General features: G+C 35.1%; 28 protein-coding genes. 11 read left to right on the forward strand and 17 right to left on the reverse strand.

The window, feature by feature from the left end; translation table 11 throughout:
- Nucleotides 1-18: 18 nt before the first annotated feature.
- Both P177_RS07175 and P177_RS07180 read right to left on the reverse strand, forming a co-directional pair.
- Nucleotides 19-2973, reverse strand: a complete 2955-nt coding sequence (locus tag P177_RS07175) for an amidohydrolase family protein (RefSeq protein WP_036153403.1) — start codon at nt 2971-2973, stop codon at nt 19-21.
- A gap of 174 nt (nt 2974-3147) precedes the next feature.
- Nucleotides 3148-4215, reverse strand: coding sequence for a DUF3810 domain-containing protein (locus P177_RS07180; RefSeq protein WP_036153404.1), 1068 nt, complete (start codon nt 4213-4215; stop codon nt 3148-3150).
- Nucleotides 4216-4283: 68 nt separating this feature from the next.
- On the opposite strand from P177_RS07180, the gene P177_RS07185 reads away from it, so the two are divergent.
- On the forward strand, nt 4284-5729 hold the full coding sequence (locus P177_RS07185; protein ID WP_036153407.1) for an aminoacyl-histidine dipeptidase: 1446 nt from the start codon (nt 4284-4286) through the stop codon (nt 5727-5729).
- A gap of 61 nt (nt 5730-5790) precedes the next feature.
- Here P177_RS07185 and P177_RS07190 read toward each other — a convergent pair whose 3' ends face one another.
- Genes P177_RS07190 through P177_RS07200 form a run of 3 tightly spaced genes read right to left on the reverse strand, consistent with a single transcriptional unit; the run spans nt 5791 to nt 8505 of the window.
- Nucleotides 5791-6930, reverse strand: a complete 1140-nt coding sequence (locus P177_RS07190) for a peptidylprolyl isomerase (protein WP_157486484.1) — start codon at nt 6928-6930, stop codon at nt 5791-5793.
- 10 nt (nt 6931-6940) lie between these two features.
- Complete coding sequence (gene gldI / locus P177_RS07195; protein WP_036153409.1) at nt 6941-7492, reverse strand: gliding motility-associated peptidyl-prolyl isomerase GldI; 552 nt, start codon at nt 7490-7492, stop codon at nt 6941-6943.
- Entirely contained in the window at nt 7489-8505 is a 1017-nt protein-coding gene (locus tag P177_RS07200) for a DHH family phosphoesterase (protein ID WP_036153411.1), read from the reverse strand. The genes gldI and P177_RS07200 overlap by 4 nt, the downstream gene beginning before the upstream one ends.
- Before the next feature lie 75 nt (nt 8506-8580).
- On the opposite strand from P177_RS07200, the gene P177_RS07205 reads away from it, so the two are divergent.
- Both P177_RS07205 and P177_RS07210 read left to right on the forward strand, forming a co-directional pair.
- Nucleotides 8581-9609: an alkaline phosphatase D family protein gene (locus tag P177_RS07205; protein WP_036153414.1), complete on the forward strand. Its 1029-nt coding sequence runs from the start codon at nt 8581-8583 to the stop codon at nt 9607-9609.
- Between the two features lie 45 nt (nt 9610-9654).
- Nucleotides 9655-10074 carry a nucleoside-diphosphate kinase gene (locus tag P177_RS07210; RefSeq protein WP_036153417.1) on the forward strand — a complete coding sequence of 140 codons (420 nt, stop codon included), beginning with the start codon at nt 9655-9657 and terminating at the stop codon, nt 10072-10074.
- An 80-nt stretch (nt 10075-10154) separates the two neighbouring features.
- Here the strand turns inward: P177_RS07210 and P177_RS07215 are convergent, their stop codons facing one another.
- The 3 genes from P177_RS07215 to recF are packed head-to-tail and all read right to left on the reverse strand — an operon-like array spanning nt 10155 to nt 11949.
- A complete protein-coding gene (locus tag P177_RS07215) occupies nt 10155-10451 on the reverse strand; it encodes a DUF721 domain-containing protein (RefSeq protein ID WP_036153419.1) in 297 nt (98 codons plus the stop codon).
- Entirely contained in the window at nt 10451-10870 is a 420-nt protein-coding gene (locus P177_RS07220; protein ID WP_036153420.1) for a lipocalin family protein, read from the reverse strand. Before P177_RS07220 ends, P177_RS07215 begins: the two co-directional genes overlap by 1 nt.
- Complete coding sequence (gene recF, locus P177_RS07225; RefSeq protein ID WP_036153422.1) at nt 10870-11949, reverse strand: DNA replication/repair protein RecF; 1080 nt, start codon at nt 11947-11949, stop codon at nt 10870-10872. Before recF ends, P177_RS07220 begins: the two co-directional genes overlap by 1 nt.
- A 123-nt stretch (nt 11950-12072) precedes the next feature.
- On the opposite strand from recF, the gene P177_RS07230 reads away from it, so the two are divergent.
- The 7 genes from P177_RS07230 to P177_RS07260 are packed head-to-tail and all read left to right on the forward strand — an operon-like array spanning nt 12073 to nt 18258.
- The gene (locus P177_RS07230; protein WP_036153424.1) at nt 12073-12840 is read left to right on the forward strand and encodes a tetratricopeptide repeat protein; all 768 of its coding nucleotides are present in this window, start codon (nt 12073-12075) and stop codon (nt 12838-12840) included.
- Complete coding sequence (gene ribH, locus P177_RS07235; RefSeq protein ID WP_036153426.1) at nt 12840-13325, forward strand: 6,7-dimethyl-8-ribityllumazine synthase; 486 nt, start codon at nt 12840-12842, stop codon at nt 13323-13325. Before P177_RS07230 ends, ribH begins: the two co-directional genes overlap by 1 nt.
- Nucleotides 13326-13382: 57 nt before the next feature.
- A complete protein-coding gene (locus tag P177_RS07240; protein WP_316930784.1) occupies nt 13383-13745 on the forward strand; it encodes a riboflavin synthase subunit beta in 363 nt (120 codons plus the stop codon).
- Entirely contained in the window at nt 13745-15595 is a 1851-nt protein-coding gene (gene mutL, locus P177_RS07245) for a DNA mismatch repair endonuclease MutL (protein ID WP_036153428.1), read from the forward strand. Before P177_RS07240 ends, mutL begins: the two co-directional genes overlap by 1 nt.
- Nucleotides 15596-16339: a rhomboid family intramembrane serine protease gene (locus P177_RS07250; RefSeq protein ID WP_036153430.1), complete on the forward strand. Its 744-nt coding sequence runs from the start codon at nt 15596-15598 to the stop codon at nt 16337-16339.
- A 3-nt stretch (nt 16340-16342) separates the two neighbouring features.
- The gene (locus tag P177_RS07255) at nt 16343-17224 is read left to right on the forward strand and encodes a rhomboid family intramembrane serine protease (protein WP_036153432.1); all 882 of its coding nucleotides are present in this window, start codon (nt 16343-16345) and stop codon (nt 17222-17224) included.
- 2 nt (nt 17225-17226) lie between these two features.
- On the forward strand, nt 17227-18258 hold the full coding sequence (locus tag P177_RS07260; RefSeq protein WP_036153434.1) for an endonuclease/exonuclease/phosphatase family protein: 1032 nt from the start codon (nt 17227-17229) through the stop codon (nt 18256-18258).
- Here P177_RS07260 and P177_RS07265 read toward each other — a convergent pair.
- The 9 genes from P177_RS07265 to udk all read right to left on the reverse strand — a co-directional run bounded on the left by P177_RS07265 (nt 18239) and on the right by udk (nt 25132).
- Nucleotides 18239-18559, reverse strand: coding sequence for a DUF6122 family protein (locus tag P177_RS07265; protein WP_036153439.1), 321 nt, complete (start codon nt 18557-18559; stop codon nt 18239-18241). The two genes, P177_RS07260 and P177_RS07265, sit on opposite strands and share 20 nt — an antisense overlap.
- Nucleotides 18552-19181, reverse strand: a complete 630-nt coding sequence (locus P177_RS07270) for a WbqC family protein (protein WP_036153441.1) — start codon at nt 19179-19181, stop codon at nt 18552-18554. Before P177_RS07270 ends, P177_RS07265 begins: the two co-directional genes overlap by 8 nt.
- A complete protein-coding gene (lepB, locus tag P177_RS07275; RefSeq protein WP_036153443.1) occupies nt 19178-20878 on the reverse strand; it encodes a signal peptidase I in 1701 nt (566 codons plus the stop codon). The genes P177_RS07270 and lepB overlap by 4 nt, the downstream gene beginning before the upstream one ends.
- 94 nt (nt 20879-20972) lie before the next feature.
- Nucleotides 20973-21674 carry a 4-hydroxy-tetrahydrodipicolinate reductase gene (gene dapB / locus P177_RS07280; RefSeq protein ID WP_036153444.1) on the reverse strand — a complete coding sequence of 234 codons (702 nt, stop codon included), beginning with the start codon at nt 21672-21674 and terminating at the stop codon, nt 20973-20975.
- A 2-nt stretch (nt 21675-21676) separates the two neighbouring features.
- Nucleotides 21677-22318: a DUF5683 domain-containing protein gene (locus P177_RS07285; protein ID WP_036153447.1), complete on the reverse strand. Its 642-nt coding sequence runs from the start codon at nt 22316-22318 to the stop codon at nt 21677-21679.
- Nucleotides 22311-23219 carry a ParB/RepB/Spo0J family partition protein gene (locus P177_RS07290; RefSeq protein ID WP_036153449.1) on the reverse strand — a complete coding sequence of 303 codons (909 nt, stop codon included), beginning with the start codon at nt 23217-23219 and terminating at the stop codon, nt 22311-22313. Before P177_RS07290 ends, P177_RS07285 begins: the two co-directional genes overlap by 8 nt.
- A gap of 2 nt (nt 23220-23221) precedes the next feature.
- Entirely contained in the window at nt 23222-23995 is a 774-nt protein-coding gene (locus P177_RS07295; RefSeq protein WP_036153452.1) for a ParA family protein, read from the reverse strand.
- A gap of 190 nt (nt 23996-24185) precedes the next feature.
- Nucleotides 24186-24518 carry an FtsB family cell division protein gene (locus tag P177_RS07300; protein WP_036153454.1) on the reverse strand — a complete coding sequence of 111 codons (333 nt, stop codon included), beginning with the start codon at nt 24516-24518 and terminating at the stop codon, nt 24186-24188.
- Entirely contained in the window at nt 24518-25132 is a 615-nt protein-coding gene (gene udk / locus P177_RS07305) for a uridine kinase (protein WP_036153455.1), read from the reverse strand. The genes P177_RS07300 and udk overlap by 1 nt, the downstream gene beginning before the upstream one ends.
- A gap of 107 nt (nt 25133-25239) precedes the next feature.
- On the opposite strand from udk, the gene P177_RS07310 reads away from it, so the two are divergent.
- The gene (locus P177_RS07310) at nt 25240-26469 is read left to right on the forward strand and encodes a multidrug effflux MFS transporter (RefSeq protein ID WP_051941746.1); all 1230 of its coding nucleotides are present in this window, start codon (nt 25240-25242) and stop codon (nt 26467-26469) included.
- Nucleotides 26470-26516 lie beyond the last annotated feature (47 nt).

The raw sequence follows: 26516 nt of genomic DNA on the forward strand, positions 1-26516 counted from the left end.
GAAATGCAGTTTGTTGATTTAAAGGCTTTCACAAGTGAAGTCTCTTTTTACACTCTGTTTAGGACCTTGAGTTTTTTTACCACTACTTTTCTCTTTAAGCATCATGGTAACCAACTCATTTCTTTCTTTTTTGATTTTCTCACGGTTTTTCTTGTCCGTTTCTAAATCAAAATAAGTAACACCTTCGATCATTGTTTTTTCTGCTTTCGTATAAATAGATAGTGGACTACCAGACCATAATACCAAATCTGCATCTTTACCTTCTTTAATACTACCTACACGATTATCTAGATGTAAAAGCTTAGCAGGATTAATAGTAACCATTTTCCAAGCTTCTAATTCTGTCATGCCACCATACTTAATAGTTTTTGCAGCTTCTTGATTTAATCTTCTGATCATTTCGCGGTCATCACTATTAATTGCCGTAACAACACCTTGCTGTTGCATGATAGCAGCATTGTAAGGTATAGCGTCGTTTACTTCGAATTTGTATGCCCACCAGTCACTAAACGTACCGGCACCAACACCATGTTCCGCCATTTTATCGGCTACTTTATACCCTTCCAAGATATGAGTGAACGTATTAATTCTGAAGCCAAAGTGTTCAGCAACTTTCATCATCATATTGATCTCGCTTTGCACATAAGAGTGACAAGAAATAAAACGTTCTCCGTTTATGATTTCAGCCAATACTTCCATTTCCTCATCATAACGGTAAGGCTCACTATTTTTCTTTTTGGTGTCATACTCTTTTGCCCTTTGAAAATAGTTCATGTATAACTGTTCAACACCCATACGTGTTTGTGGGAAACGAGAGAAGCTGCCCCAGTTACTTTGCTTTACATTTTCACCAAGTGCGAATTTGATGAACTTAGGTGAGTTGTCATATATTAATCCGTCTGCTTCTTCGCCCCATTTTAATTTCAATATGGCAGATCTACCACCAATTGGGTTTGCAGAACCATGTAGTAATTGTAGAGATGTAACACCACCTGCAAGAGAGCGATAAATACCCATATGTTCTGGGTCTACCACATCTTCCATTTTTACTTCGGCAGAACTGTTTTGACCAGCTTCGTTTACGGCTAAAGCTGCAATATGACTATGTTCGTCAATGATACCAGCAGTTAAATGTTTGCCTGTAGCATCAATAACTGTTGCGCCACCAGCGTTTAAATCTTTTCCTATTTTGACAATTTTTCCGTTTTTAACAAGAACATCGGTATTTTCTAAGATACCAGCATCTTCACTTGTCCATACCGTAGCATTTTTGAACAGTGTGTTTTGTGCTTTTGGTTTTGATGCGAATCCATACCCTACATTAGGGAAGGTAACCGGCATTACTTTTATTGTTTTGTCCTTGTCTTTTTTCTCAGCTTCTTTTTCTGTGAAAGATTTGGATTTGGTTGCCGTGAATTGCGACTCTGTACCATCAGGTAATACCAAACGACCAGTTAGATTGTCCGATGCTTTAGTAACTGCACCTATCATTCTATATGTTTTTTCACCTTTATCTGTCGCAAATGACATAGTTACCCAATTGTCATTATATGCTATTTTAGAAGACAATTTTGAAGTGTCTTGTTTTACCTCGATTTTAGGTTTAGAGATTTCTCCTGTTATAGAAACATCATAAGATTTTCCTTGAACGGTTAAGTTGTAATCTCCACGAATGTCTTTTGAATCCATTGAATTAACAACACTTTTTGTGCCTTGAACCCAGTTTTCGTATAGTGTAGTAGATTTATCAAAAACATCACCTGAAGTAATTAAGAAGTTGGCAAGAGCACCTGTTTTTAAAGAACCTATTTCGTTCGATTTCCCTAATATTTGCGCAGGTACGGTAGTTAAAGCTTCTAATGCTTTGGTAGAGGAAAGTCCGTATTCAATGGCTTTAATCAACTTCGCTTTAAATTTAGCGGGTGATTTTAAATCATGGGTAGTCAGTGAAAACTGAATTCCGTTTTCTGCCAATACCTTTGGGTTAGAAGGAGCTTGGTTCCAATAACGCATATCTTGTAAAGAAACATACCCTACGGCAAACGGATTAGAAACATCGTAGGCGTCTGGAAAGTTAAGTGGTAATATATATTTTGCATTGGTAGCTTTTATTTCTTCAATGCGCTCAAATTCATTACCGCCACCTAAAATGGTGTATTGTATATCATTGGCATCTCCAATTTTATCGGCACGTAAATCATGGGATTTATCTTTTGCTTCAAAAATTTGAACCAAACTTTTATTTTCATTAAGTGCTTCTAAAGAAAGGTCCGTAGTAGACGCATTGCCTTTAGCATACCAGTCGGCATCACTATACATTTGTCTCAACAGCGCCAATGTTCCCATTAATGAACCAGGATAAGATTGCCCTTTGGCAATACTTCTGCTTAAAGAAAAATACTGTGCAGAACGGTCATCTAAAATTCTGTTTGCATTAGTTCCGTTTCCATTTAGAGCAATAAGCACACCGGTACCTCTGGCAATACCATCTTGAATGTGAGAGTTAACGACACCAAAACCAGCTTCACGAAGTATTTTGGCTTCCTTGTCATTATAAGTGAATTTCTCAATTGCTTTGTTTTCGGGCATGATATGGTCGTTCCAGTAATAGCCCTCTCTAGAAGGTTCATATTGAGTAGATCTGCCTCTGCCTGGTTTTTTCTTTGCTTGTTCTACTCCAAACTTAGAATACACATCAATGAAGGAAGGGTAAATAGATTTTCCATCTAAATCGATAACAACAGCATTTTTTGGAATGCTAACGGAACTTGAAGCGCTAACTACTTTACCGTGTTGAATTAATAATGTTCCCTTTTCAATTACTTGGGTAGGGGTTACAAAGATTTTTGCATTCGTAAAAGCCGTGTAGTTGTTATTGTTGACTTTTACCCCAGCGTTTTCTGGGAAATAATCTTGTGCAGTTAATAATGAGCCATACCCGAGTAGGCATAGCGCAAAAAATAGTTTTTTCATTATGTTTGGTTTGAATTAGTGTTTTAAAAATACTCGGATTCTACAGTAAATTCGGTCTGTTTCACTTTTCTTTAACAATTGAATTGGCAGTAATTGAGAATAGCCATTATTTTCTTAAAATATTAAAGGAAAGACTAATATATCGCTTTAGGATCGCGAAGTTCTAAACCTATTTTAAAGTGGATGATCTTTGTGATAGGCTACTAAAAAGAGTACTACAGCGCTATAACTTTTAATTCCTTCTTTTTGATTATTAGCTTTTAGGAACGTATCAAAAACAGATTTAAATACGGGTTCCATAGGGTTTTCATAAGAGTTCCAAAAAATAGCCATTTCTTGAAAGTTGCTTTTAACACCGGCGTTTAGCTGAAGCATTAATCTGTCGAAATCTTTTTTGTCTGACCTTCTAATATCATTTAGACAATAGCCTAAGCCATAGGCATAAGCTGCATATTTAAAATAGTCATCTTCGTTATTAGATGTAACCAAATAACCTATAAAGTTTGTTTCGTTTTCTGCGGAATATCCCAACTGGTGACCAACTTCATGACCTGCAACAAAGGGAAATCTAAAGTTGGGCAGTAAATCGTTTACTTGAGCTTCGTTGGTAAACGGATTTAAATATCCGGCGTAGCCCATATATGTTAAGCCGGTACTGAATAATGATTTTTTAATGCTTGGTCTATCGTAAGCTAAAAATGGATGTATCGTTTTTAAATGGTCGTAACCTTGAATTGTTTTGTTGAAAATCTCCTTTTGAGAATACGGAATTTTGACTGCTAAACTTGAGTCGTTTGTGATAGTTACCTGTGTTTCGTTCGTTTTTTGAATTAACCGTTCTGTGAATTCAAGTAAGTCTTGATAATCTTTATTAGGTGTTAATTCCAGTTTTTTAGCTAGCGGTTCCCTATAATAATTTAAACCCCACATCACATGAAATGTGAAATAAGCGACGGACAGTACCATGGCTACATTTTGTAAAAATTTCAGTTTATTTCGCCAAATGTATTTTCTGTTTTTAATTAGGTACAGGAGTGCAAGTACTATTAATACGAAGTAAATAATATCACCTACTGAAAAGGGTATCCATCCCAATAGTAGTCTAAAGAATTTAGAAATTATAGGATATAATCCGTTACTATAGTATTTTTCAACTAAGTCTGACCGCGTACCTAGCCATTTTACAATAATGATTTGGGGAATCAATGAAATTACAATGGCATTCTTTAAAGATATCTTCATTATCTCAAAAATAGCGAAATCCTTTTTCTATCAGTATTTTTGCAGGCACTAACCATGAAAATAATAGTATGGATATAAATAAATTAGAGCCAATCTCAGTTTGGAAGAATTTTTCTAGATTGAATGCGGTGCCCAGACCTTCTAAAAAAGAGGAAAGGGTCATTAGCTTTATGTTGGAGTTTGGCAATGCTCTTGGTCTAGAAACTTTCTCTGATGAAATAGGTAATGTTATCATAAGGAAGCCTGCCACTAAAGGTATGGAAGATAAAAAAATGATAACGCTGCAGAGTCATTTAGATATGGTACATCAAAAAAATGCAGATACCGTTTTTGACTTTGAGACTCAAGGTATAGAAATGTATGTTGATGGTGATTGGGTGAAAGCAAAGGGTACCACCTTAGGTGCTGATAATGGTATGGGTGTTGCCGCTATAATGGCGCTTTTGGAAAGTACGGAAATACAGCATCCTGCTCTTGAAGCTTTGTTTACAATTGATGAGGAAACTGGAATGACCGGAGCTTTTGAATTGAAAGCAGGGGTCTTACAGGGTGAAATTCTTTTGAATTTAGATACGGAGGAAGATGATGAAATTGATATAGGTTGTGCAGGTGGTATTGATGTTACGGCAACTAGAACGTACAATGAAAAGGACGGAACTCACGGTGATGCCGGTTTAGAAATTACTGTAAAAGGTTTAAAAGGTGGCCATAGTGGTATGGATATTCATAAAGGTTTGGGTAACGCCAATAAGATTATGAATAGATTACTTTTTTTAGGTCTTGATTATAATGTTCGTATTAGTTCATTGAACGGTGGTAGTCTTAGAAATGCAATACCTAGGGAAAGTGTTTGTAAACTAAATGTTGGTAGAAAGCATGCCGAAGAATTCTTTAAAAAGATAAATGAACTTTCTAAAGCCATAAAGGCAGAGTTAAGTGTGCAAGAGCCAGATTTACAAATAGAGTTTAAAGATTTAAAACCAGCCAAAAAGGTAATGGGGCTTGGTGCTCAAGAAAAACTGGTTAAAGCTGTCTATGCTGCACACAACGGCGTATATGCTATGAGTGCTGCAATTGATGATTTGGTAGAGACTTCTAACAATATTGCTATTGTAAAGGTTGAAAAAGGGGAAATATCTATTGGTTGCTTAACGCGCTCGTCTGTTGATACCGCAAAGTTAGATTTGGCTAATTCTCTACGTTCCGCTTTTGAGATCAGTGGTTTTAAGGTAGAGTTTAGTGGAGCTTACCCAGGTTGGAACCCTAATCCTAATTCAGAAATATTAACTGTAGCTAGAGACACCTATATTAATTTGTTCAAAGAAGAGCCTAGGGTAGTTGCTTGCCATGCAGGTTTGGAATGTGGTATTTTAGGACAGAATTATCCTGATGTAGATATGGTAAGTTTTGGACCGACCATTCTTGGAGCCCATTCGCCAGATGAACGGGTTAGTATATCATCTGTTCAGAAGTTCTGGAGTTTGCTTTTAGAAATTCTGAAGCATACAAATTAAAATTTCAGGTATAAAAAAAGCCCTTTAGTGAAAACTAAAGGGCTTTTTTTATTTCTTATAATTATTGGGCTAAGCCCGTAATTTCTAAATCAAATATTAAATCTGCATCTGGTGGAATTGGACCGCCACCCTGTGGTCCATAACCTAAATGAGAAGGAATGAACAAACGAACTTTATCACCAACTTTCATTGTTAAAAGCCCTTCTCTAAATCCTGCGATTAAACGAGATTCCGGAGAATAGTCCATAGGTATTGGCATATAGCCACCGCCTTGTTGTCTTTTAATATCGAACATACCATATTTCTGGGCAATTTCTTCGTAGTTGCTATCAAATAAAGTACCGTCCATTAAATAACCAGCATACATTACGTTTACTTTCTGGCCTACTTTTGGCTTTTCACCAGAACCACTTTCTAAGGTTAATACCTTAAGACCGGAATCCAATGTTTTTGCTTTTGCTTTTTGAGCTTCAATAGAAGAAGCAAACTCAGTTTTTATTTTTTGAACTGCAGCTAATTTTTCGGCTTTCTCTTTTTCAAGAGCAGCAAGTCTATCTTCTTCACCATCAAAATAGTCTGTCATGATTTGCACGGCATCAAATTTACGAGCCTCTTTACCATTTCTAATAATCTCAACAGTATTCATAATCACTGGTTCTACAGGTTTGTTACCTGCACCTACAGCAACATTTGCAATAGAATCAACTACATCCATACCTTCTACAACTTCACCAAATACGGTGTGTTTGTTGTTTAACCAAGGAGTTTCCTTATGTGTGATGAAAAACTGACTACCGTTAGTTGTTGGTCCTGAATTGGCCATTGAAAGAATACCTTTTTTATCATGAACCAAAGAGTCGTTGAATTCATCCATGAATTTATAACCAGGGTTGCCTGTTCCTTGACCTAAAGGATCACCACCTTGTATCATGAAATCTTTCATAATCCTGTGAAACGTTAATCCGTCATAGTATTTTTTGCCTTTGTATTCTTCGCTAACGAAAGTATTTGTTCCTTCTGCTAAAGAGACAAAGTTAGCCACGGTAACAGGAGTTTTCTCTTGCTCTAAACGAACAATGATATCGCCTTTAGAAGTTTTAATGTCTGCAAATAAACCGTCTCCTAAATCTGCTCTTTTACTGGTTTTGCAGCTAGCTAAAACTAAGCCTATTACTGCAATCAAGTACATTTTTTTAATCATAATGGTCATTTTAATTTACTGTGTTGTCTTCTTGTTTTTCTATTTTTAAAATGGTAATCGTAGATTTTATGGGAACATTACTGCCTATTTTATTTTCATCGCCATGGTAGCCAAATGCTATGGATGAAGGAAAGAGAAAGGTAGCTCGCTCATTTTCTTTTAGCATTTTAACGGCATCTCTAAGTCCTAAGAATAACTCTTGCTTATCGACTTTATAGGTAACAACACCAATTTCTTCTTGAGCGTATATAGTGTCATTGTCTAAAGTTAATATGTCATAGCTGAATGCAACTAGATCGTCCGTTTTAGGCGTGTAATCACTTTCTTCATTAACGGTTAGGTAGTGGTACCATGATCCAGAGCTACTATGAGAATAGTGCTTCAAAGAATCTAAAGCTATAATTTTTTGAATTTTACTTTCTTCGGCTTCTAATAATTTTCTGCTTCTTTCAATAGACGCCTTAAAAAAACTGCCGCTTTTTGTCTGAATAGGTCTTCTTGGTTCTGGTCCGTCGCAACCTAATATCAATATGGATAAAAATAAAAATGAAACTAGTCTCATGATTGTAATTGATCTTTATATAATGGTAGTAACGATGTAAATTTGGTAATTGTCTCTTCTAAAGTATCATCACTTTTTCCACCTGCTGCATTTGTATGTCCGCCACCACTAAAATGTTGTCTTGCGAAATCATTTACAGAAAATTCACCAACAGACCTAAATGATATTTTATAAATACCTTCTTCTCTGTTTTCTATAAATATGACGGCAAATTTAATACCGTCTAATGTTAAACCATAATTTACAAAACCTTCCGTGTCTCCTTTTTGGTAATTAAAGGTATCCAGTTCATCTTGGCTCAACGTAATGTATGCTGTTGAAAATTCTTCTAATATCACCATGTTCTTCAAAGCGCAGCCCAGTAAATGCAGTCTGCTTGGAGAATTGGTGTCATATATACGGTGGTGAATTTCTGTACCTTCAGCACCTTTGTCCATAAGGTCGGCAATGACTCTATGGGTATTACTTGTGGTAGCTGCAAATTTAAAAGATCCAGTATCTGTCATGATACCTGTATAGATACAATTGGCCATTTCAGGAGTAATACTGTTTTCGTTGCCCAGTTGATTAATGAGTACATAGACCATTTCGCAGGTAGAACTCATTTTTACATCTGAATACATGATTTTAGCGTAATCTGATGGTTCTTGATGGTGATCAACCATTACAAAAGTTGCTTGTGCAGATTCTAGAATATCACTCATTTGACCTACACGGCCTAAATGGTTGAAGTCTAATGTAAATATGATATCAGCATTGTTAATGCATGCTTTAGACTGTGAATTTTCTTTTTCGAAATTCAAAATTTTATCTGAACCTGGCATCCATTTTAAAAACTTTGGATAATCATTGGGAGCTACAATGCTGGCCGTATGACCTGTATTGACTAAATAATGCCAAAGTGCCAATGTTGATCCAATGGCGTCTCCGTCGGGGTTTTTATGTGGAATAATTGCTATTTTCTTAGTTGAAGAAAGTAACTTTTTCAGCTCGTTTAGGTGCTCTAAATTCATGGCGGCAAAGATACAATTTAATAATATAGGCTTTAAACCGAAAGCCTTAATTTTACCCAGACTTAACTATCTCATATGAAAATAATATACTTTTTAATGAGCACCCTCGTATTGGCATCGTGTTCATCCAACAAAAAAACAGTAGAAGATAATGCTGTGAATGCTGATTTTGTACTGGCTTTTGGTTCCTGTAATAGAGTTGATTTACCAAATCTCTTATGGGATGATGTTTTAAATACGGAACCGGATGTTTGGGTTTGGGGTGGCGATAATATTTATGCGGATACGGATGATATGGTTGCCTTAAGAACTATGTACAATATGCAAAAAGAACAATCCGAATATAAAAAACTACAAGAAAGTACAGATATATTAGGTACTTGGGACGATCATGATTATGGTCTAAACGATGGCGGAGTAGAATTTAAAGCCAAAGATGCCAGTCAGCAAGAGTTTTTAAATTTCATGAATGTGCCAGATGATAGTCCGCTTAGAAAACGTAAAGGGGTTTATAATGCTAAGAAGTATGAAGTAAATGGTCATTCAATTAATATCATAATACTTGATACCCGATATTTTAGGACAAAATTGACTCCTGATACCGAAACCAAAAAAAGATTGAAACCCAATGAGTATGGAGAAGGAACCATGTTGGGAGAAGTACAATGGAATTGGTTGGAGAATGAATTGAATACATCAAAATCTGATTTTAATATTATTGTAAGCAGTGTGCAGTATTTATCTAATGAACACGGCTTTGAAGCTTGGGGTAATTTTCCTCATGAAGTAGATAAACTGGCAAAGATGATAGCAGATTCTAATGCAGACGGTGTAATTGTATTATCTGGGGACAGACATATTTCTGAATTTTCTAAAACCAATATTGATGGTGTGAGTTATCCGGTTATAGATTTTACCAGTAGCGGACTCACACATGCTTATAGAGGTTTTACCGGTGAGCCTAATAAATATAGAGTAGGGGAAGTTGTTTTTACAGAAAGTTTCGGAATCTTAGAATTCAATTTTAAGGCTAAAAAGGTTGATTTTAAGATAGTTGGTGATAACGGAATAGTGCTAGAGAAATTAGAACAAGTCTACGAATAGTTGTGAGATATGTGGAAAAACGTATTTTTGCGCAAAAATTAAGATATGAGTACGAATAGAACGTTTACAATGATTAAACCAGATGCCGTTAAAAACGGACATATTGGGGCTATTTTAGAAAAAATTACTGCTGCTGGTTTTAAAATCGTAGCGATGAAATATACACAATTGAGCTTAAGAGATGCACAGGAATTTTATGGTGTACATAGAGAGCGTCCTTTCTTTGGTGAGTTAGTTGAATTCATGACTAGCGGTACAATTGTAGCGGCAATCTTGGAAAAAGAAAATGCTGTTGAAGATTTTAGAGCATTGATAGGTGCTACCAACCCTGCAGATGCAGCAGAAGGTACTATTCGTAAAATGTTCGCTACTAGTATTGGTGAGAATGCAGTACACGGTTCTGATAGCGATGAGAATGCAGCTATTGAAGGTTCATTCCATTTTTCTGGTAGAGAAATTTACTAAGTTAAATTGTTTAGATATAAAAAATGCCAGCTCTTTTGAGCTGGCATTTTTTATATCTAGTATTTTCCAACAGCCAACAACTATCTAAGCACGAGTTTTTTTACGACTTCTTTTCCAATTTCTTCGTTAAGCATTCGGACTATTTTAGATTTGCCCATGCTTAATTCATCGCGTAATACAGAAGAGCTTAACGCTACGTAAAGCGTACCGAATTTTAATTCTATTTCTGTAGTGTAATTATTAACACCGTTACCCATAAGCTTAGCCCATGCTTCTCTGGCGTCGACCTTATCTATTCCTTTTTCCAATTTATTCTTTTGAATAAATGCGGAAAGTGCATCTTTCATTGAAGTGTTGTCGTTGCCTCTACTTGCCATTATGGGGTTATGTTTATAGGTTCAAATTTGTTGTATGTATAGGTGATACCTTGGTTGTTCTTTACCTTAAAGCTATCTTTTGATAATTCTGTCAATACCTCTTCCCAAGTGTTAGCATTATTATTGTAGCCCATGAATATAGAATCGTTAGAAATTCTAATTGTAAAAGGCTCGGCATCATTAGAAGTTTCAAAAGTACCATTAAATTTAGGGTCTACTTTTTTTCTGAACCCTTTTAACGAATCTAACTTTATATAGTCAATAGTACTGTTAATTGAGTATTCTTTTTTAGCTCCGTCTTTAAAAGTAACTTCCTTGATTTCCCAATACCCATTTAGTAAATGCAACTGATTCTTATCAATTTTTGAATTGCAAGAAATAAGAATCAAAGAACAAATTATCAGTAATTTTTTCATCATTACAATTTAAATATTTTATACGATTGATGAATTTTTTTAACAACACTTTCGGTTCTGTCAGCATGTGTATCACTTATAAAGATCTGCCCAAAATTTTCATTGTTTACCAAAGTGATGATGTGAGAGACCCGGTGCTCATCCAGCTTATCAAAAATATCATCTAAAATTAATATAGGGGTAGTGCCACTTTGAGATTTCATAAAATGAAACTGGGCAAATTTTAAAGCTATTAAAAAAGACTTCTGTTGACCTTGGCTGCCAAATTTCTTAATAGGATAGTTGCTGATTTCAAAACTAAGGTCATCTTTATGCACACCTACGCTAGTATATTGTAAAGCTCTGTCTTTGTCTAGATTTTTGTTTAACAGCGTTAGCAAATCATAATCTTTCAATTTGCTATTATAGGAAAGGGAAACATCTTCTGTATTGCCGGTAATAGATTTATATTGTTCTTGAAAAATAGGAATAAAGGCTTCTAGGAAAGATGTTCTTTTTTTAAAGATTTCAGTACCATACGTCTCCATCTGCTCATTGTAGACCGCCAAAGTATCCTTATTGAAAGTTCTATTAGCCGCAAAGTATTTAAGCAAGGCATTTCTTTGAGAAACTACCTTGTTGTAATTGATGAGGTTTTGTAAATAACTTTTGTCCGATTGAGAGATAACACCGTCAATGAACTTTCTACGTGTATCGCTGCCTTCTATGATAAGGTCTCTATCTGCCGGAGAGATAATAACCAAAGGCAAAAGACCAATGTGGTCGGCAAAACGGTCATAGGCTTTGCCGTTTCGTTTTATAATTTTCTTATTGTTCTTCTTTAAGCTGCAGACAATTTTTTCTTCTCTTCCCTCTTTTTCAAAAGTGCCGTCAATTACAAAGAAATCTGATCCGTGACGAATGTTTTGAGAAGAAACGGGGTTAAAGTAACTCTTGCCAAATGATAAATGGTAGATAGAGTCAAGAATGTTTGTTTTTCCAATTCCGTTATCACCTACAAAACAATTTATTTTAGCATCGAACAACAATTCTTTGGACTCAAAATTTTTGTAATTGATCAATGATAATTGTCTCAGTAGCATTAAGAATATCAGATTTTAGATTTGGAAGAATGTAAACTAGCTTAAAATATCCAAAAATAACGAATAAATACACTTTGCGATTTCAATAAAACCATTATTTTTGCGCGATCAATAAATTTAGAGATGGCAACATATAAGAAAAGAGGATATAAACCTGAAACAAAGGTTGAACAGCAAGAATTTGACGAACAGGAAAGCACAACAGCTGAAGTTTTTAGTTCGTTAGATGAGGGCGCTTCTAGATCTGAAGAATGGGTTTCTAAGAATCAGAATATCATTTTGGGTGTCATTGGTGTTATTGCTATTGGTGTTTTAGGCTACTTGGCTTATGACCAATTTGTAGAAAAGCCGAAAGAGGCAAGTGCTGCAAATGAAATGTACTACCCACAACAATATTTTGACCAAGCATTGGTTGCAACAACTGCTAAAGATTCATTATTTACATTGGCATTGGAAGGTGCTGAAGGAAAATATGGTTTTTTAGATATCATAGAAGAATATAGTGGAACTAAAGCTGCTAACCTTGCAAACTACGGTGCTGGTATGTCATACTTGAATATGAACAAGTATCAAGAAGCTATTACTTATTTAGAGGATTTTAGCTCTGATGATGATGTTTTAGGTGCCTTGGCAAAAGGTGGTTTAGGTGATGCTTTTATGCAATTAGACCAACCTTCTGATGCTTTAGGGTATTATGAGGCTGCTGTAAAGCATAGCAATAATGATTATACTGCTCCTAAGTTTTTGTATAAAGCTGGCGTAACCGCATTGGAGATGGGAGATAAGGATAAGGCCTTAGGTTTCTTTCAAAAAATTAAGGACGAGTTTCCAAAATCAGAAAATGCCAATTCTATAGATGCATTTATAGGTATGGCTAAAAGTGGTGAATAATGGCTACAGTAAATAAAAATTTATCGGTTTACGATAAGGCAACAATCCCAAACGCGAACGGACTTCGGTTTGGGATTGTTGTTTCAGAATGGAATTCAGAAATAACAGAGGGTTTATATTCTGGTGCAATAGAAGCTTTGTTAGATTGCGGAGCACAAGAATCTGATATTATCCGTTGGGATGTTCCTGGTAGTTTTGAGCTTACTTTTGGTTCAAAGAAAATGATCAAGAGTCTTAAGGTCGATGCAGTTATTGCCATTGGAAGTGTTATACAAGGCGAAACCAAACATTTCGATTTTGTTTGTGATGCTACCGCTCAAGGCATAAAAGACTTAAATGTTATTACTGATGTACCGGTTATATTTTGTGTACTTACAGATAATAACATGCAACAAGCCATAGATCGTAGTGGTGGTAAGCATGGAAACAAAGGTACTGAAGCCGCTATTGCAGCCATAAAAATGGCAGTTTTAGGTAATAAGTAAACTTTTTCACTAGTTCAATTTCCACTAAGTATAAGGTTGCTAGGTTAATGTCGCAAGATGTTAACAATTTTTGGCATTGGTAACATGCGCCATTTTTCTATTTTAAGTAACTTTGAAGTTATGGGGATGTTGAGCAAAATAACGCGGTTACGAAAAAATAGGTCATTTGAATACAATCCTAGGTATTATGATGGCAAAGGAAAAGGGAATCCGTTTAAAATGGAACCTAAGTTCGACCAATTTCGTAGCACATTAAATACATCTCGAGGATTAAAAAGAAAAATCAATAGTGCAATTGAAGATTCTAAAAGAAAAGGAGATCGCAACTTAAAGATTAGAATGGCTTTTATAATTGCAGTACTGGTTTTTATTTTTCTTTATATCATTGATTTTGACCTCACAATTTTCTTTACTTCATAATGGCAGATATTATTAGATTATTACCTGACCATGTAGCAAACCAAATTGCTGCTGGTGAAGTGGTGCAACGTCCATCTTCTGTGGTAAAAGAGTTAATGGAGAATGCCATTGATGCAGGTGCTACCGATATTCAACTTATTATCAAAGATGGTGGTAAAACACTTATTCAAGTAGTTGATAATGGTAAAGGTATGAGTGGTACAGATGCACGCTTAAGTTTTGAGCGCCATGCTACTTCTAAAATTCAAAAGGCAGAAGATCTATTTAATTTAAATACCAAAGGTTTTAGGGGAGAGGCCCTGGCTTCTATTGCGGCTATTGCACATGTAGAAATGCTTACAAAGACCGAAGATGACGAAATAGGTACGAAAATTAAGATTGAAGGGAGTAAAATAGTTACGCAAGAGGTGGTAGTTGCCCCAAAAGGGACTTCAATGCTGGTAAAGAATCTTTTCTTCAATATCCCTGCAAGACGTAATTTTTTAAAATCTGACCAGGTAGAATACCGACATATAGCAGACGAGTTTCATAGAATTGCATTGGCGCATCCACAGGTTGCTTTTAATTTTTATAATAACGGTAGCGATGTTTTTCAGTTACCAGGGAATGATTTTAGAAAACGTATCGTACATATTTTTGGTAGAAAAACAGATGAAAAACTTGTACCTGTAGAAGAGGAAACTCAGGTAGTAAAAATATCAGGGTACATCCAAAAGCCCGAATTTGCTAAAAAGAGTAGGGGTGAACAGTTTTTCTTTGCTAATAATAGATTTATAAAGAGTCCGTATTTACATCATGCTATATTAGGTGCTTTTGAGGGAGTAATTCGTCCGGGTACGCACCCTGGTTATTTTTTGAACTTAGAGGTTGATCCAGGTACTATTGATATTAATATACATCCCACCAAAACAGAAGTGAAATTTGATGATGAGCATACATTGTATGCCATGCTTAAATCAACGGTAAAGCATAGTTTAGGTCAATTTAATGTGGTGCCTGCGCTTGATTTTGAGCAAGACCAAAATTTAGATACCCCTTATTCATATAAAAACAAACAGGTAGGTATACCGCAAGTGGTAGTAGATTCTTCATTTAATCCTTTTGAGACTGTAAAACCTTCAAAAAGTAACTCTGGCGGGGGCGGTTATTCAAAGCCAAAAGTTGATGGATGGGAGAATTTGTATGAAGGTTTAGAAACAACGGTAGATAGCGGTGTTAGCCATTTAGAGTTCGAGTCAGAGGTTGTGAACAGTAGTATTTTCGATGGTGAAAAAGAGGTTGTTGATCATTCTACTACCACTTTTCAAATGCGCAAAAAGTATATTATTACGACGATAAAGTCTGGCATGGTGGTTATTAATCAAAGTAGAGCACACCAACGTGTATTGTATGAGAATTTTTTAAAGAATATTACCATAAAAGAAGCTATAAGTCAGCAGTTGCTTTTTCCATTGACCTTATCTTTTTCTACTAGTGAAATAAATATTTTAAAAGAAATCAAAGATAATCTTTGTACCGTAGGTTTTGTATTCGGGGAGATTAGTGACGACGGGGTAGAAATTTCTGGGGTTCCTGTACTAGTTGTAGAAAGTGAAGTGCAAATGATAATGGAACAACTAATTTCTGATTTTCAACAAGAAGTACCTGGAGATAGTTTTTCGCAAAGTGATATGTTAGCAAAAACATTAGCAAAAACACTTTCGGTGAAAACTGGTGAAACCTTAGATGAGTTTTCTCAAGTTAAATTGGTGAACGATTTATTTGCATGTAAGGAAACAACTTTGAGTCCGTTTAACAAAAAAGTATACATTACAGTTACAGAGAATGATATTGAACGAAAATTTATATAAATGGGAAGAATAACAGAAACAATAAAACACTTACTGATTATTAATGTTCTGTTTTTTGTTGCTACACAATTGTATGGCGAACAGATGTACGAGTGGTTTTCATTGTACTTTCCAAAGAATGATCATTTTCAGTTATGGCAGATCATCACACATATGTTTATGCATGGTGGTTTTATGCATATTCTTTTTAATATGTATGCTTTGTGGGCATTTGGTACGCCTTTAGAGCGTATGTGGGGTAGAAATAAGTTTTTGTTTTTCTACATTTCTGCTGGTTTAGGTGCTGCTTTGATTCATATAGGTGTGAATTATTATTATTACAATGCAGGTATGAGTGCTTTGATGGATGCAGGTATATCTGAGAGTAGTATTCTAGAGATTATCAATAGCGGACAGTATAGTACAGATTGGTATGGTATAGCAGGGAAAGCTACTATAGATAACTTCCTAGGAGCATTTAATACTCCGGTAGTTGGTGCTTCAGGTGCTATTTACGGTATATTGGTTGCGTTTGGGATGTCTTACCCGAATAGCGAATTGTTTCTTATTTTCCTTCCGGTTCCTATCAAAGCAAAATTCTTTATACCTGTTTTAATAGGTTTAGATTTATTTTCTGGTGTAACTGGGTACAGTTTGTTTGGACAGGGTATTGCGCACTTTGCGCACGTAGGAGGTGCTTTATTTGGATTCTTAATGATGTGGTACTGGAAAAAAAATCAGTTTAATAATAATAGGTGGAACTAAACTATGGCTCAACCAGATTTAAAATATCAATTTAGTAGATTAAACATTGCAGAAAAACTCATTGCGGTCAACGTGGTAGTTTTTATTGTGAATGCCCTAATCCCGTTTTTATTAGGCTTACAAAAGAATATCATTGTACAATGGTTTGAGCTACCCAATGATATTGTCGATATCGCTTTTCAACCATGGTCTATTGTAACTTATTCATTTTTTCATGGAGGGATAGGTCACCTATTTTGGAACATGTTGATGATTTATTTCGTAGGTCGCATCTTTTTAAATCTTTTTGACGCTAAGCGATTTTTAAATGTGTATTTGCTAGGAGTTATTTTAGGCGGACTTTTCTTTGTTTTAGGTTATAATATATTTCCTGCTTTCTTTGATGTTAATGCAACTTTAATAGGGGCTTCTGCAGGTGCTAGTGCTGTTTTGATATTTATTTGCACCTATTTACCTAACCAAGAAGTTCGGGTTATATTTTTTAATGTAAAGCTATGGATGGTTGGTGCCGTGTTGGTTTTGAGTGATTTGATTCAACTACCAATTAGTAATTCAGGAGGTCATTTAGCGCATTTGGGAGGCGCTTTTTTGGGTTACCTATATGCAAGTCAACTAACAAAAGGAAACGACATAGGGTCTGGATTCTCAAAGTTTATGGATAGTATTGCCAACCTCTTTAAAGGTTCAGAGAAGAAAGCGCCATTAAAAACAGTATATAAGAATAAAAGCACTACCCGTAGTAACAGCAAGTCTGCCGTAGATTACGACAAGAAAACACATCAGAAAAAGATTGATGCTATTCTGGATAAAATAAGCAAGTCTGGCTATGAAAGTTTGTCAAAGGCTGAGAAGGACTTTTTATTTAAAGCGGGTAAAGAAAATTGAGCATGAAGAGAATGTCTTTTTTTAAAAAGTTCATGTTGTTTTTAAATTTGATTGCGGCGATCTGTTTGGTTTTGGCTTCCATAGTGCCATATACATCTATAGCTAGTTTGGCATTTATTAGTTTAACAGTGCCTGCATTGGTTTTAATAAACATATTGTTTTTTCTATACTGGTTATTTGGTAAGAAGATATATATGTTATTATCTCTTTCCATTTTAGTTTTTGGATACTTCACACTTGGTTCTTTTATAGCTTTTAATGGTAAGTCAAAAACTATTGCTGATTCTGATACCATTTCTTTGTTAAGTTATAACGCATTGGGTTTTCATAGTAAATATCATGGTGATTGGGAGAATATCACTAGTCCAGAAGTTGTAGAATTTATTGAAGGTGAGAATCCTGATATTATTTATTTTCAAGAATTCGAACCTCATTATCTTAAGGACCAGATGTTGAAAAATCACCCTTATAAAGCAAATAAGTTTCAGATAAAAGACGGGGAGTCAAGTAAAAATCTAGCGATATTTTCAAAGCTTAAGATTATTAATAATGGAGAGCTTGATTTTCCTAATACATTTAATGGTGGCGTTTATGCGGATATCGTATTTAAGAAAGATACCATTCGCTTCTATAATCTGCATCTAGAATCTTTAAGTATAAGACCAAATTATTTTAAAAAAGAACGGTCAGATAAGCTGCTTGTTAGACTAAGGGATTCTTTTGATAAACAGGAACGACAATCTGATATTGTAAGAGAGCATATTAAAACTAGTCCTTATCCTGTTATTGTAGGTGGGGATTTTAATAATACCCAATTTTCTAAAGTGTATTTTAATATTAAGAGTGATTTAAAGGATAGTTTTTTAGAATCTGGACACGGTTATGGAGAAACCATTAAATTTTGGAAGTTCCCTTTTAGAATTGATATGATTTTGGGAGACCCTAGTTTTACATTCTTATCTCATAAGAACTACAAAATAGATATATCCGATCACGAACCTATTATGGCAACTTTTAAGGTGTCCGAAGAATAAAAAGGCAGTCTACTATATCTGCCAATATATGCAATAGCAATGCTAAGCCAAAAATTCTGGTTTTCTTAAATATGAACATTACGGTATATAGACCAATTGCCCAATAACTATGAAGCGGATGAAAATTGATACTGCACCGGTTTGGGTCAAATAATGGTGTTGCTAACAAATGATCTAGGTCAATTACAATTGCAGATAAAAGTATTACTGCAGACCAAAGCATATTTTCCCTATAGAAATAGATAGCAATTACAATGGGTACAATAAAATGTATTCCATAGTGCGCTATGAACCTAATCATTTGAGGTAGCTATAAACTCGTGTTTTAAATATTCTATACTATTTGGACCTAGGTTAAATAAAAGATCCAAAATGCTTAGATTGGGCGTAAAACCATGTCTGTCACCAAATACTTGTGTATAGGCTTCGATATTTAGTTGAGGCTTGAATTTTGCGCTTATCAAAAATCTATAATCTTCCTTATCTTCTGGTTTGGTCTCAAAAGTAGTTGTTTTAGCCGTCGGCATTTCTAATTGAAGACATTCAAATATGGTTTCTACCGTTTTTAAATTATAGTCAAGTAGGCTTTCGTAAGGTCTATCGTATAACGGTTTAATATCATCTTCATAAAACTCAAAGAAAGGTGATGTTCTATAGGCGGTCTCTAATGTTCGCCAATGTTGTCTCTGCCAAGGATAGGAATTATCAATTTTAACATCCTTATACTTCTGTCTACCATTAGCTCTGCCTACATGAATAATAGGAATACTAAGTATGTGTTTGCCTCTGTCATTAGAAATATATGTTCTATTTCTGAATGTCTGTTTTTGGTAATTATCATTCACCTCCCAACAAACTGGGTGGTGCATGATATAACTAAATGTTAGTATGTTAGGGAAATATGAGGGATGAATTAATTTCACTTTTTATCCTTTTTACGTTTCCAGAACCAATTTCCTACGAAATAAGCTACTAGTAATATTAAGAAATATTTGAAATAAGATTGTGGTTCTCCGTCACCATTTACCGTTGTGAATATACGATCCCATCGTGGTCTCCAATTGCTAATACCCTCGGTAAAATTATCGAAACTCATCCATATGAAAATAGGAGTACCAACTATATGGTTTTCAGGAACATAACCCCAAGCTCTACTGTCTTCTGAGTGGTCTCTATTGTCACCCATCATCCAAAAATAATCTTGTTTAAAAGTGTAGCTGGTTACTGGGTTGCCGTTAATGCTAATTTGATTTCCAGATACAGAAATCTCGTTCTTCTCGTATTCTTTTATAATTTTCTTGTATAACGGAAGTACTTTTAAATTCAAATCTATCGTTGCTCCTTTTTGAGGGATGTAGATAGGTCCCATTTGGCTGTAATTCCAAGGGTAATCCGGACTTTGAGGAAATAAGTTAATGCCTCTTCTCCCTTTTTCGACTACTTTTTGTACTACAGAATCAATTTTAGGATTGTTTCTGAGAGATGCAACCATATCTGCAGTTAAAGGAACCGTACGTTGGCGATCGGTAATTTCTTTTAATGCGAATCCATATTTGGATATAATATTTGATGGTATACCTGATGCTTTTGTATATAACTCCAGTTGACCATTGTCTGCTTGGTTGTAACCTAATAAATAAGGGTTAAGGGCATTTGCTTGATTTTGATTTAACTGCCCAGATAAATATTTTCTAGTGAAATCAGTTACACCTAAATCGTCAAGTGTTTTAGAAGATACTCCCTTAGAGCTGTAAATGTTATAATCAAACTGTGGTTTGGCGCTTTTAGGTAATTCTAATTGCTTTCCGTTGATAAAAACATAACCATCACGTACTTCTAGAGAATCGCCAGGTACACCAACGCAACGTTTAACGTAGTTAGATTTTTTATCTATTGGTTTGTCAACGCCTTTTTCTTTTTTGAAAAATACACGAACGGTATCTGCGGGCCAGCTAAATACAACAATATCATTTCTTTCTACTTTTGTAAATCCAGGTAGTCTAAAATAGGGTAGTTGTGGTTTCTTTAAATAAGACGGAATGCCCAGCCCTGGTAATGTATCATGAACCATTGGCGCAGCAACGGTCGTCATAGGTGTTCTTGCGCCGTAGTGAAATTTGCTTACAAAAAGAAAGTCTCCTACTCTTAAAGTACGTTCTAGAGAACCTGTAGGTATTACATAAGGTTGAATAAAATAAGTGTGTACCAAAGTAGCAGCAACTACTGCGAATAAAATGGAGCTAACCCATTCACCTGCAGCTGTTGTTGGGTGTAACGATCTGTCCTCAATATATTTTACATCGAGAGAATAGTTTACGTAGTAAATATAAAAACCAAGTGTCAATACCACGATCCAAGTTTCTAACTTGCTATTTCTTCCGAAGCTTCTTATGGTTTCTACCCATATTACGGGGAACATCAAAAGGTTGATTATAGGGATGAATAATAAAATCACCCACCATTTTGGTCTATTGATTATTTGCATTAAAACTATGGCATTATAAACAGGTATTGCTGCTTCCCAAGCTTTTCTGCCTGCTTTAACGTATAGTTTCCAAGTACCTAAGAAATGTATTACTTGTACAATGAGAATAAAAATAATCCATTGGGTGCCGTTCATCGTCTTTGTTTTTTATTGAAATAGAATGAATTTTTAGATGTATTGGTTAACATCGATAATCCATCAGTCTTATAGATTGATTTTTGTTACGTTTTTAACCTAGGTTTAACACATCTCGCATTGAAAAAACACCTGTTTTTCCGATGATCCATTCCGCAGCTGTAACGGCTCCTAAGGCGAAACCTTCTCTGTTATGGGCAGTATGTTTTATTTCAATACTATCTACAACACAGTTATATGCAACGGTGTGTGTACCTGGTACTTTGCCAATTCGTTTAGATGTGATTTTAAGGCTCTCGTCAGCTGTGCTATCTAATTTCCATTGGGCGTAATTAGAATTAGCAATGACACCTTCTGCTAAGGTTATTGCTGTACCGCTTGGGGCATCTAATTTTTGAGTATGATGTATTTCTTCTAATTCTACTTTATATTCTGGAAGATTTTGCATCATTTTTGCCAAGTAATTATTTAGCTCGAAAAAAATGTTTACTCCTAAACTAAAATTAGAAGCGTAAATAAAAGCACCTTTCTTTTCTTTACATAAAGAAATTGCTTCATCATACTTATCTAACCAACCGGTTGTTCCTGAGATTACGGGAATATTGTTATTCAAGCATTTGGTAATATTGCCGAAAGCTGCTTCAGGCATACTAAAATCAATAGCAACATCCATTTTGCTGAAATCAATATTCTCAGAATTTTCGTCAATTTTGGCAATAATCTCATGACCACGTTTTAGAGCGATTTGCTCTATCATCTGACCCATTTTTCCGTATCCGAAAAGTGCAATTCTCATTCTTAAAATTTAATAGTTAATGCCATACCGTAATTTGGACTATTGGTTACCTGATTGTAATCAAAATAGGGCTCAAAGTCTAAACTAAGATCGTCGTCTATATTGAATTGTTTTAAATGGGCGTCTACATTAGCATCTACTATATTTAAGGCATATAAAGCTATAGTCGCTACTAGCCAAAGATCGCGATCACTTTGAAAACGCTCTTGTTGAGATTCAAGATCGTCATCACCAAACAATGGTAAAGTACCTTCGCCATTAAATTCATCATCTGTAAACCCGGCTTGTCTTCTTATAAAAGCGGTTCTAAATCTTTGATATTGATTATTGTTCCATGCATACATATAAGCACTACCACCAATAGCACCCCACACAATGGGTGCTTTCCAGTACCGCTTATTATAAATTTGACCCAATCCTGGTATAACGGCAGAGTAAAATGCTGCTTTACTTGGTGCTAACGGATTGAATTCCTTTTTTGCTTTTTTAAAAGAAACGGAATCTTTGATAACTACTCCCATATCAGCCAAATCTGCTTGTACGCTGTCTATTTCAGTTTTAGGAATAGAATCTTGCTCCTCTTGAGAATAGGAGAAATTAATGAATAATAATAAAGTACTAAATAATAAAAGATAGTTACGCACCTGTTATCAATTTTTTGATACGGTCAAATTCCTCTTGAGACTTAAATGGTATGGTTATTTTTCCTCTTGCATTATCAGCAGATTTAATATCTACCTTTACCGATAAGGCATCGGTTAGTTCCTTTATCCCTTTACGTACAAAAACAGAAGCTTCTTTTTTTACTGTCTTAACTACGTCGTCAGTTGGTACATCATCTGCATGATAGGCTTTTACAGCACTTTCAGTATCTCTAACAGAAAGGTTGTCAAATATAATCTTTTCGTAAAGCGAAATTTGATCTTGCTTTTTGTCAATATTAACCAAAGCTCTTCCGTGGCCCATAGTTAAAAAACCATCGCGCATACCCGTTTGTATAATTGGATCTAACTTTAATAGACGTAAGTAATTGGCAATAGTTGATCTTTTTTTTCCAACACGTTCACTGAGCCTCTCTTGAGTAAGGTTGATTTCATCAATAAGACGTTGGTAAGAGAGTGCTATTTCAATGGGGTCTAAATCTTGTCGTTGAATATTCTCAACCAAAGCCATCTCTAAAGACTCTTGGTCATTAGCGATACGTATGTAAGCTGGTATAGTTTCTAATCCTAAAAGTTTAGAAGCACGATATCTTCTTTCTCCAGATACCAGTTGGTATTCGTTAAAGCCTAGTTTTCTAACAGTAATTGGCTGAATAACACCCAATTCTTTTATAGAAGCTGCTAATTCTTTTATAGATTCATCATTGAAATTAGAACGTGGTTGAAATGGGTTTACTTCAATGTGATCTAAATCTAACTCTATTATATTACCAACAACTTTATCTGCATTCTTATCTGATGCCGTGTTTATATCATTCTCCGGGTCTTTCAAAAGAGCTGAAAGTCCTCTACCAAGAGCTTGTTTCTTTGTCGCTTTTGCCATACTTAAACCGTCTGCTTATTTTTTTTGACTATCTCGTTAGCCATGTTCAAATAGTTTGTTGCTCCTTTACTGGCAGCATCATATTTGATTATACTTTCTCCGTAACTAGGAGCTTCACTTAACCTAACATTACGCTGAATTACAGTTTCGAAAACCATGTCTCCGAAGTGCTTTCTTACTTCATCTACTACCTGGTTAGATAAACGTAATCTAGAATCGTACATCGTCAACAACATACCTTCGATATCTAATTCGGCATTATGTAATTTTTGAACACTTTTAATGGTGTTCAATAATTTGCCTAATCCTTCTAATGCAAAATACTCGCATTGAATAGGAATTATTACTGAATCTGCTGCAGTTAATGCATTCAATGTCAGTAGTCCTAATGAAGGAGCACAATCAATTAGGATATAATCGTAATCGTTCTTAAGGTCTAAAATAGCCTTTTTCATCATGTATTCACGCTCATCCTTGTCTACCAATTCGATTTCGATGGCAACAAGGTCAATGTGTGCAGGGATAAGGTCTACATTGGGTGATGTGGTGGGGATGATAGCCTCCTTGGCGGTTTTCGTATGTTCCAAAAGTTGGTACGTACCTAATTCAACACCATCGACATCTATACCTAACCCAGAAGTTGCGTTTGCTTGGGGGTCAGCATCGATTAATAAAACCTTTTTTTCCAATACACCTAGAGAGGCAGCTAAGTTAACTGTGGTAGTAGTTTTACCTACGCCTCCTTTTTGATTGGCTATAGCAATAATCTTGCCCATGTTCAAAGTAAGTTAGGTGGTAAAAATACAATTATTTATGGGGCTAATGAAAGCTTTTTGTTAACACTAAGTGAATTAGCGCTTACTTTTCTTTAATAAAGCGTTAAACTTTTAATTATGAAATGGTTAACGCCGTGTTTGTTACTTAGTATATTAAAAGGCAAAAACTTATTAAAAAGGATATGAAAAATTATTTATTATCCTTGAGTTTTAAACTGTCCTCGTATTCAATAAGATATATTTCTTCGTTCTTTTTCTTTAGGTAATATTCTTCTCGAGCAAAGCGTTCAAGTTCATCTTCGTCAGATAATTTTTCGATAATTTTTTTATCTCTGGCTATTTCTTCTTTTAAAAAATCTTGGGTTTTTTCTAATTTTTTGATTTCTTTTCTTAATTCTAGATGAATTAAGAGTGAATTGGTATCAAAAAAAAGCATCCAAACAACAAAAACGGATAGGACCAATACATACATATTGGTCATGATCTTAAACCATTTTTTTTGTTTTAAATCCTTAAAAGCCATTACTCTTGCATGATTTTTTCGTTGATAATACTCTTAACTATTTCAACGGCAACCGTGTTGTATTTATTATTCGGAATAATAATATCTGCATACTCTTTTGTAGGTTCAATGAACTGTTCGTGCATTGGCTTAATTACGGCTTGGTATTTTTCTATAGTTTCATCCAAATCCCAACCTCTTTCGTTAACATCTCGCTTTAATCTTCTGATCAGTCTTTCATCCGTATCTGCGTGCACGAATATTTTAATATCAAACATTTTACGAATGGCAGAATTGGTCATAATCAATATACCTTCAACGATAATAACCTTTGTTGGGTGTGTTAAAACTGTTTTTGCAGTTCGGTTACATTCTAAAAAGGAATATACAGGCTGTTCGATTGATTCTCCATTTTTTAAAGCAATCAAATGTTGCTCCAATAATACGAAATCTATAGAGCTTGGGTGGTCAAAGTTAGTTTTGCGTCGCTCTTCAAGAGATAAATGAGATAGGTCGTTATAGTAAGAATCTTGTGATATTACCCCAACTTCTTGATTTGGTAATTCATTTATTATTTGATTTACTACTGTGGTTTTTCCACAACCTGTTCCACCGGCAATACCTATAATCAGCATACATTGTAATTTAATGCAAAAGTACATATTTGAATTTCAAAAATGCATACTCTCAAATATCAACTTTTAATAACATAGCTTGAAATGTTAAGCCGTATTTTTGTATAATGCAGAATGAACAGGTAAAACCGAATTTTGAGTTTGTTGCCCTAATGGCTTCTTTAATGTCTATTGTAGCATTGACAATCGATGCCATTTTACCTGCTATCGCAGATATTGGTGTGTCTATCAATAGCTTGGATCCAACCCAAAATCAGTTATTGGTGACAATGATTTTTTTAGGATTGGGAGTAGGGCAGTTGTTTTTTGGTCCATTATCAGATAGTCTTGGTAGAAAGCCCATTGTATACTTTGGGTTTACTGTTTTTTTAATTGCCAGTATCATTTGTTTGTTAGCGCCAAATCTTGAGGTAATGTTAGTTGGTCGTGTATTGCAGGGAATTGGTCTTTCTGCACCCAGAACTATAAGTATTTCTATAATTCGTGATACCTACCGTGGGGATTACATGGCTAAAATTATGTCATTTGTTACAGCGTTCTTTATTCTTGTTCCTGTGGTGGCACCTGCTATTGGTAAAGCGGTAATGGGTATTACGGGTTGGCAGGGTATTTTTTACATGCAATTGTTCTTTGCTCTGGTTGTAGGGATTTGGTTTTATAAAAGACAAGAAGAAACCTTACATCCGGAATACAAAGTTCCTTTTTCTTTTCATGTTTTTATTAGAGGGACTAAAGAGATTTTTAAATACAAAGAAACCGTTTCGTGTACCATGATATCAGGATTGATTACAGGATCTTTTCTTGTATATTTAAGTTCTGCTCAACATGTTTTTGAAGAGCTTTACGGGTTAACGGAAACATTCCCTTATGTGTTTGCCGGACTTGCGCTTTCAGTTGGGTTTTCTACTTTAATGAACGGTACGTTGGTATTGCGTTTTGGAATGCGGAATTTATCTTTTGCAGCGTTAGTAGCATTCACATTTATAGCCTTGTCATATAGTCTGTTATTTTTAGGGGCTAAAAATCCAAGTATTACTATTTTACTGATATTCTTATCACTGCAGTTTTTGTGTTTAGGATTTATTTGGGGAAATATGCGATCCATTGCAATGGAACCTATTGGTCATATTGCTGGTATTGGAGCAGCAATTACCGGATTCATCTCTACAATTCTCTCTATTCCAATTTCAATTTTCGTGGGTAGCTTTATAGAAGATTCTGTTTGGGCACTTTTTGCTGGCTTGGGTGTATGCGGACTTATATCAGTGATTTTATTTATGACATTTAAAACGCGTCCACTTTTTGCAAGTAATCGTGCTTTTTCAAATCAATCCTAATATTTTTTTGTCTTAATTTACGAAGTAGTCTATGTTTTGAAAAAAAT

The organism is Maribacter forsetii DSM 18668 (assembly GCF_000744105.1).
In the GTDB taxonomy this organism is placed as follows: domain Bacteria; phylum Bacteroidota; class Bacteroidia; order Flavobacteriales; family Flavobacteriaceae; genus Maribacter; species Maribacter forsetii.

Coding starts and splice junctions, on each gene's coding strand:
- P177_RS07190 (WP_157486484.1), bottom strand. CDS start 6,930: ATGATTAAAAAAATGTACTTGATTGCAGTAATAGGCTTAGTTTTAGCT.
- P177_RS07255 (WP_036153432.1), top strand. CDS start 16,343: ATGGCTCAACCAGATTTAAAATATCAATTTAGTAGATTAAACATTGCA.
- lepB (WP_036153443.1), bottom strand. CDS start 20,878: ATGAACGGCACCCAATGGATTATTTTTATTCTCATTGTACAAGTAATA.
- P177_RS07260 (WP_036153434.1), top strand. CDS start 17,227: ATGAAGAGAATGTCTTTTTTTAAAAAGTTCATGTTGTTTTTAAATTTG.
- ribH (WP_036153426.1), top strand. CDS start 12,840: ATGGCTACAGTAAATAAAAATTTATCGGTTTACGATAAGGCAACAATC.
- P177_RS07210 (WP_036153417.1), top strand. CDS start 9,655: ATGAGTACGAATAGAACGTTTACAATGATTAAACCAGATGCCGTTAAA.
- P177_RS07185 (WP_036153407.1), top strand. CDS start 4,284: ATGGATATAAATAAATTAGAGCCAATCTCAGTTTGGAAGAATTTTTCT.
- P177_RS07215 (WP_036153419.1), bottom strand. CDS start 10,451: ATGGCAAGTAGAGGCAACGACAACACTTCAATGAAAGATGCACTTTCC.
- P177_RS07295 (WP_036153452.1), bottom strand. CDS start 23,995: ATGGGCAAGATTATTGCTATAGCCAATCAAAAAGGAGGCGTAGGTAAA.
- P177_RS07240 (WP_316930784.1), top strand. CDS start 13,383: ATGTTAACAATTTTTGGCATTGGTAACATGCGCCATTTTTCTATTTTA.
- mutL (WP_036153428.1), top strand. CDS start 13,745: ATGGCAGATATTATTAGATTATTACCTGACCATGTAGCAAACCAAATT.
- dapB (WP_036153444.1), bottom strand. CDS start 21,674: ATGAGAATTGCACTTTTCGGATACGGAAAAATGGGTCAGATGATAGAG.
- P177_RS07230 (WP_036153424.1), top strand. CDS start 12,073: ATGGCAACATATAAGAAAAGAGGATATAAACCTGAAACAAAGGTTGAA.
- P177_RS07205 (WP_036153414.1), top strand. CDS start 8,581: ATGAAAATAATATACTTTTTAATGAGCACCCTCGTATTGGCATCGTGT.
- P177_RS07300 (WP_036153454.1), bottom strand. CDS start 24,518: ATGGCTTTTAAGGATTTAAAACAAAAAAAATGGTTTAAGATCATGACC.
- P177_RS07180 (WP_036153404.1), bottom strand. CDS start 4,215: ATGAAGATATCTTTAAAGAATGCCATTGTAATTTCATTGATTCCCCAA.
- P177_RS07290 (WP_036153449.1), bottom strand. CDS start 23,219: ATGGCAAAAGCGACAAAGAAACAAGCTCTTGGTAGAGGACTTTCAGCT.
- udk (WP_036153455.1), bottom strand. CDS start 25,132: ATGCTGATTATAGGTATTGCCGGTGGAACAGGTTGTGGAAAAACCACA.
- P177_RS07175 (WP_036153403.1), bottom strand. CDS start 2,973: ATGAAAAAACTATTTTTTGCGCTATGCCTACTCGGGTATGGCTCATTA.
- P177_RS07220 (WP_036153420.1), bottom strand. CDS start 10,870: ATGATGAAAAAATTACTGATAATTTGTTCTTTGATTCTTATTTCTTGC.
- P177_RS07200 (WP_036153411.1), bottom strand. CDS start 8,505: ATGAATTTAGAGCACCTAAACGAGCTGAAAAAGTTACTTTCTTCAACT.
- P177_RS07250 (WP_036153430.1), top strand. CDS start 15,596: ATGGGAAGAATAACAGAAACAATAAAACACTTACTGATTATTAATGTT.
- P177_RS07265 (WP_036153439.1), bottom strand. CDS start 18,559: ATGATTAGGTTCATAGCGCACTATGGAATACATTTTATTGTACCCATT.
- gldI (WP_036153409.1), bottom strand. CDS start 7,492: ATGAGACTAGTTTCATTTTTATTTTTATCCATATTGATATTAGGTTGC.
- recF (WP_036153422.1), bottom strand. CDS start 11,949: ATGCTACTGAGACAATTATCATTGATCAATTACAAAAATTTTGAGTCC.
- P177_RS07310 (WP_051941746.1), top strand. CDS start 25,240: ATGCAGAATGAACAGGTAAAACCGAATTTTGAGTTTGTTGCCCTAATG.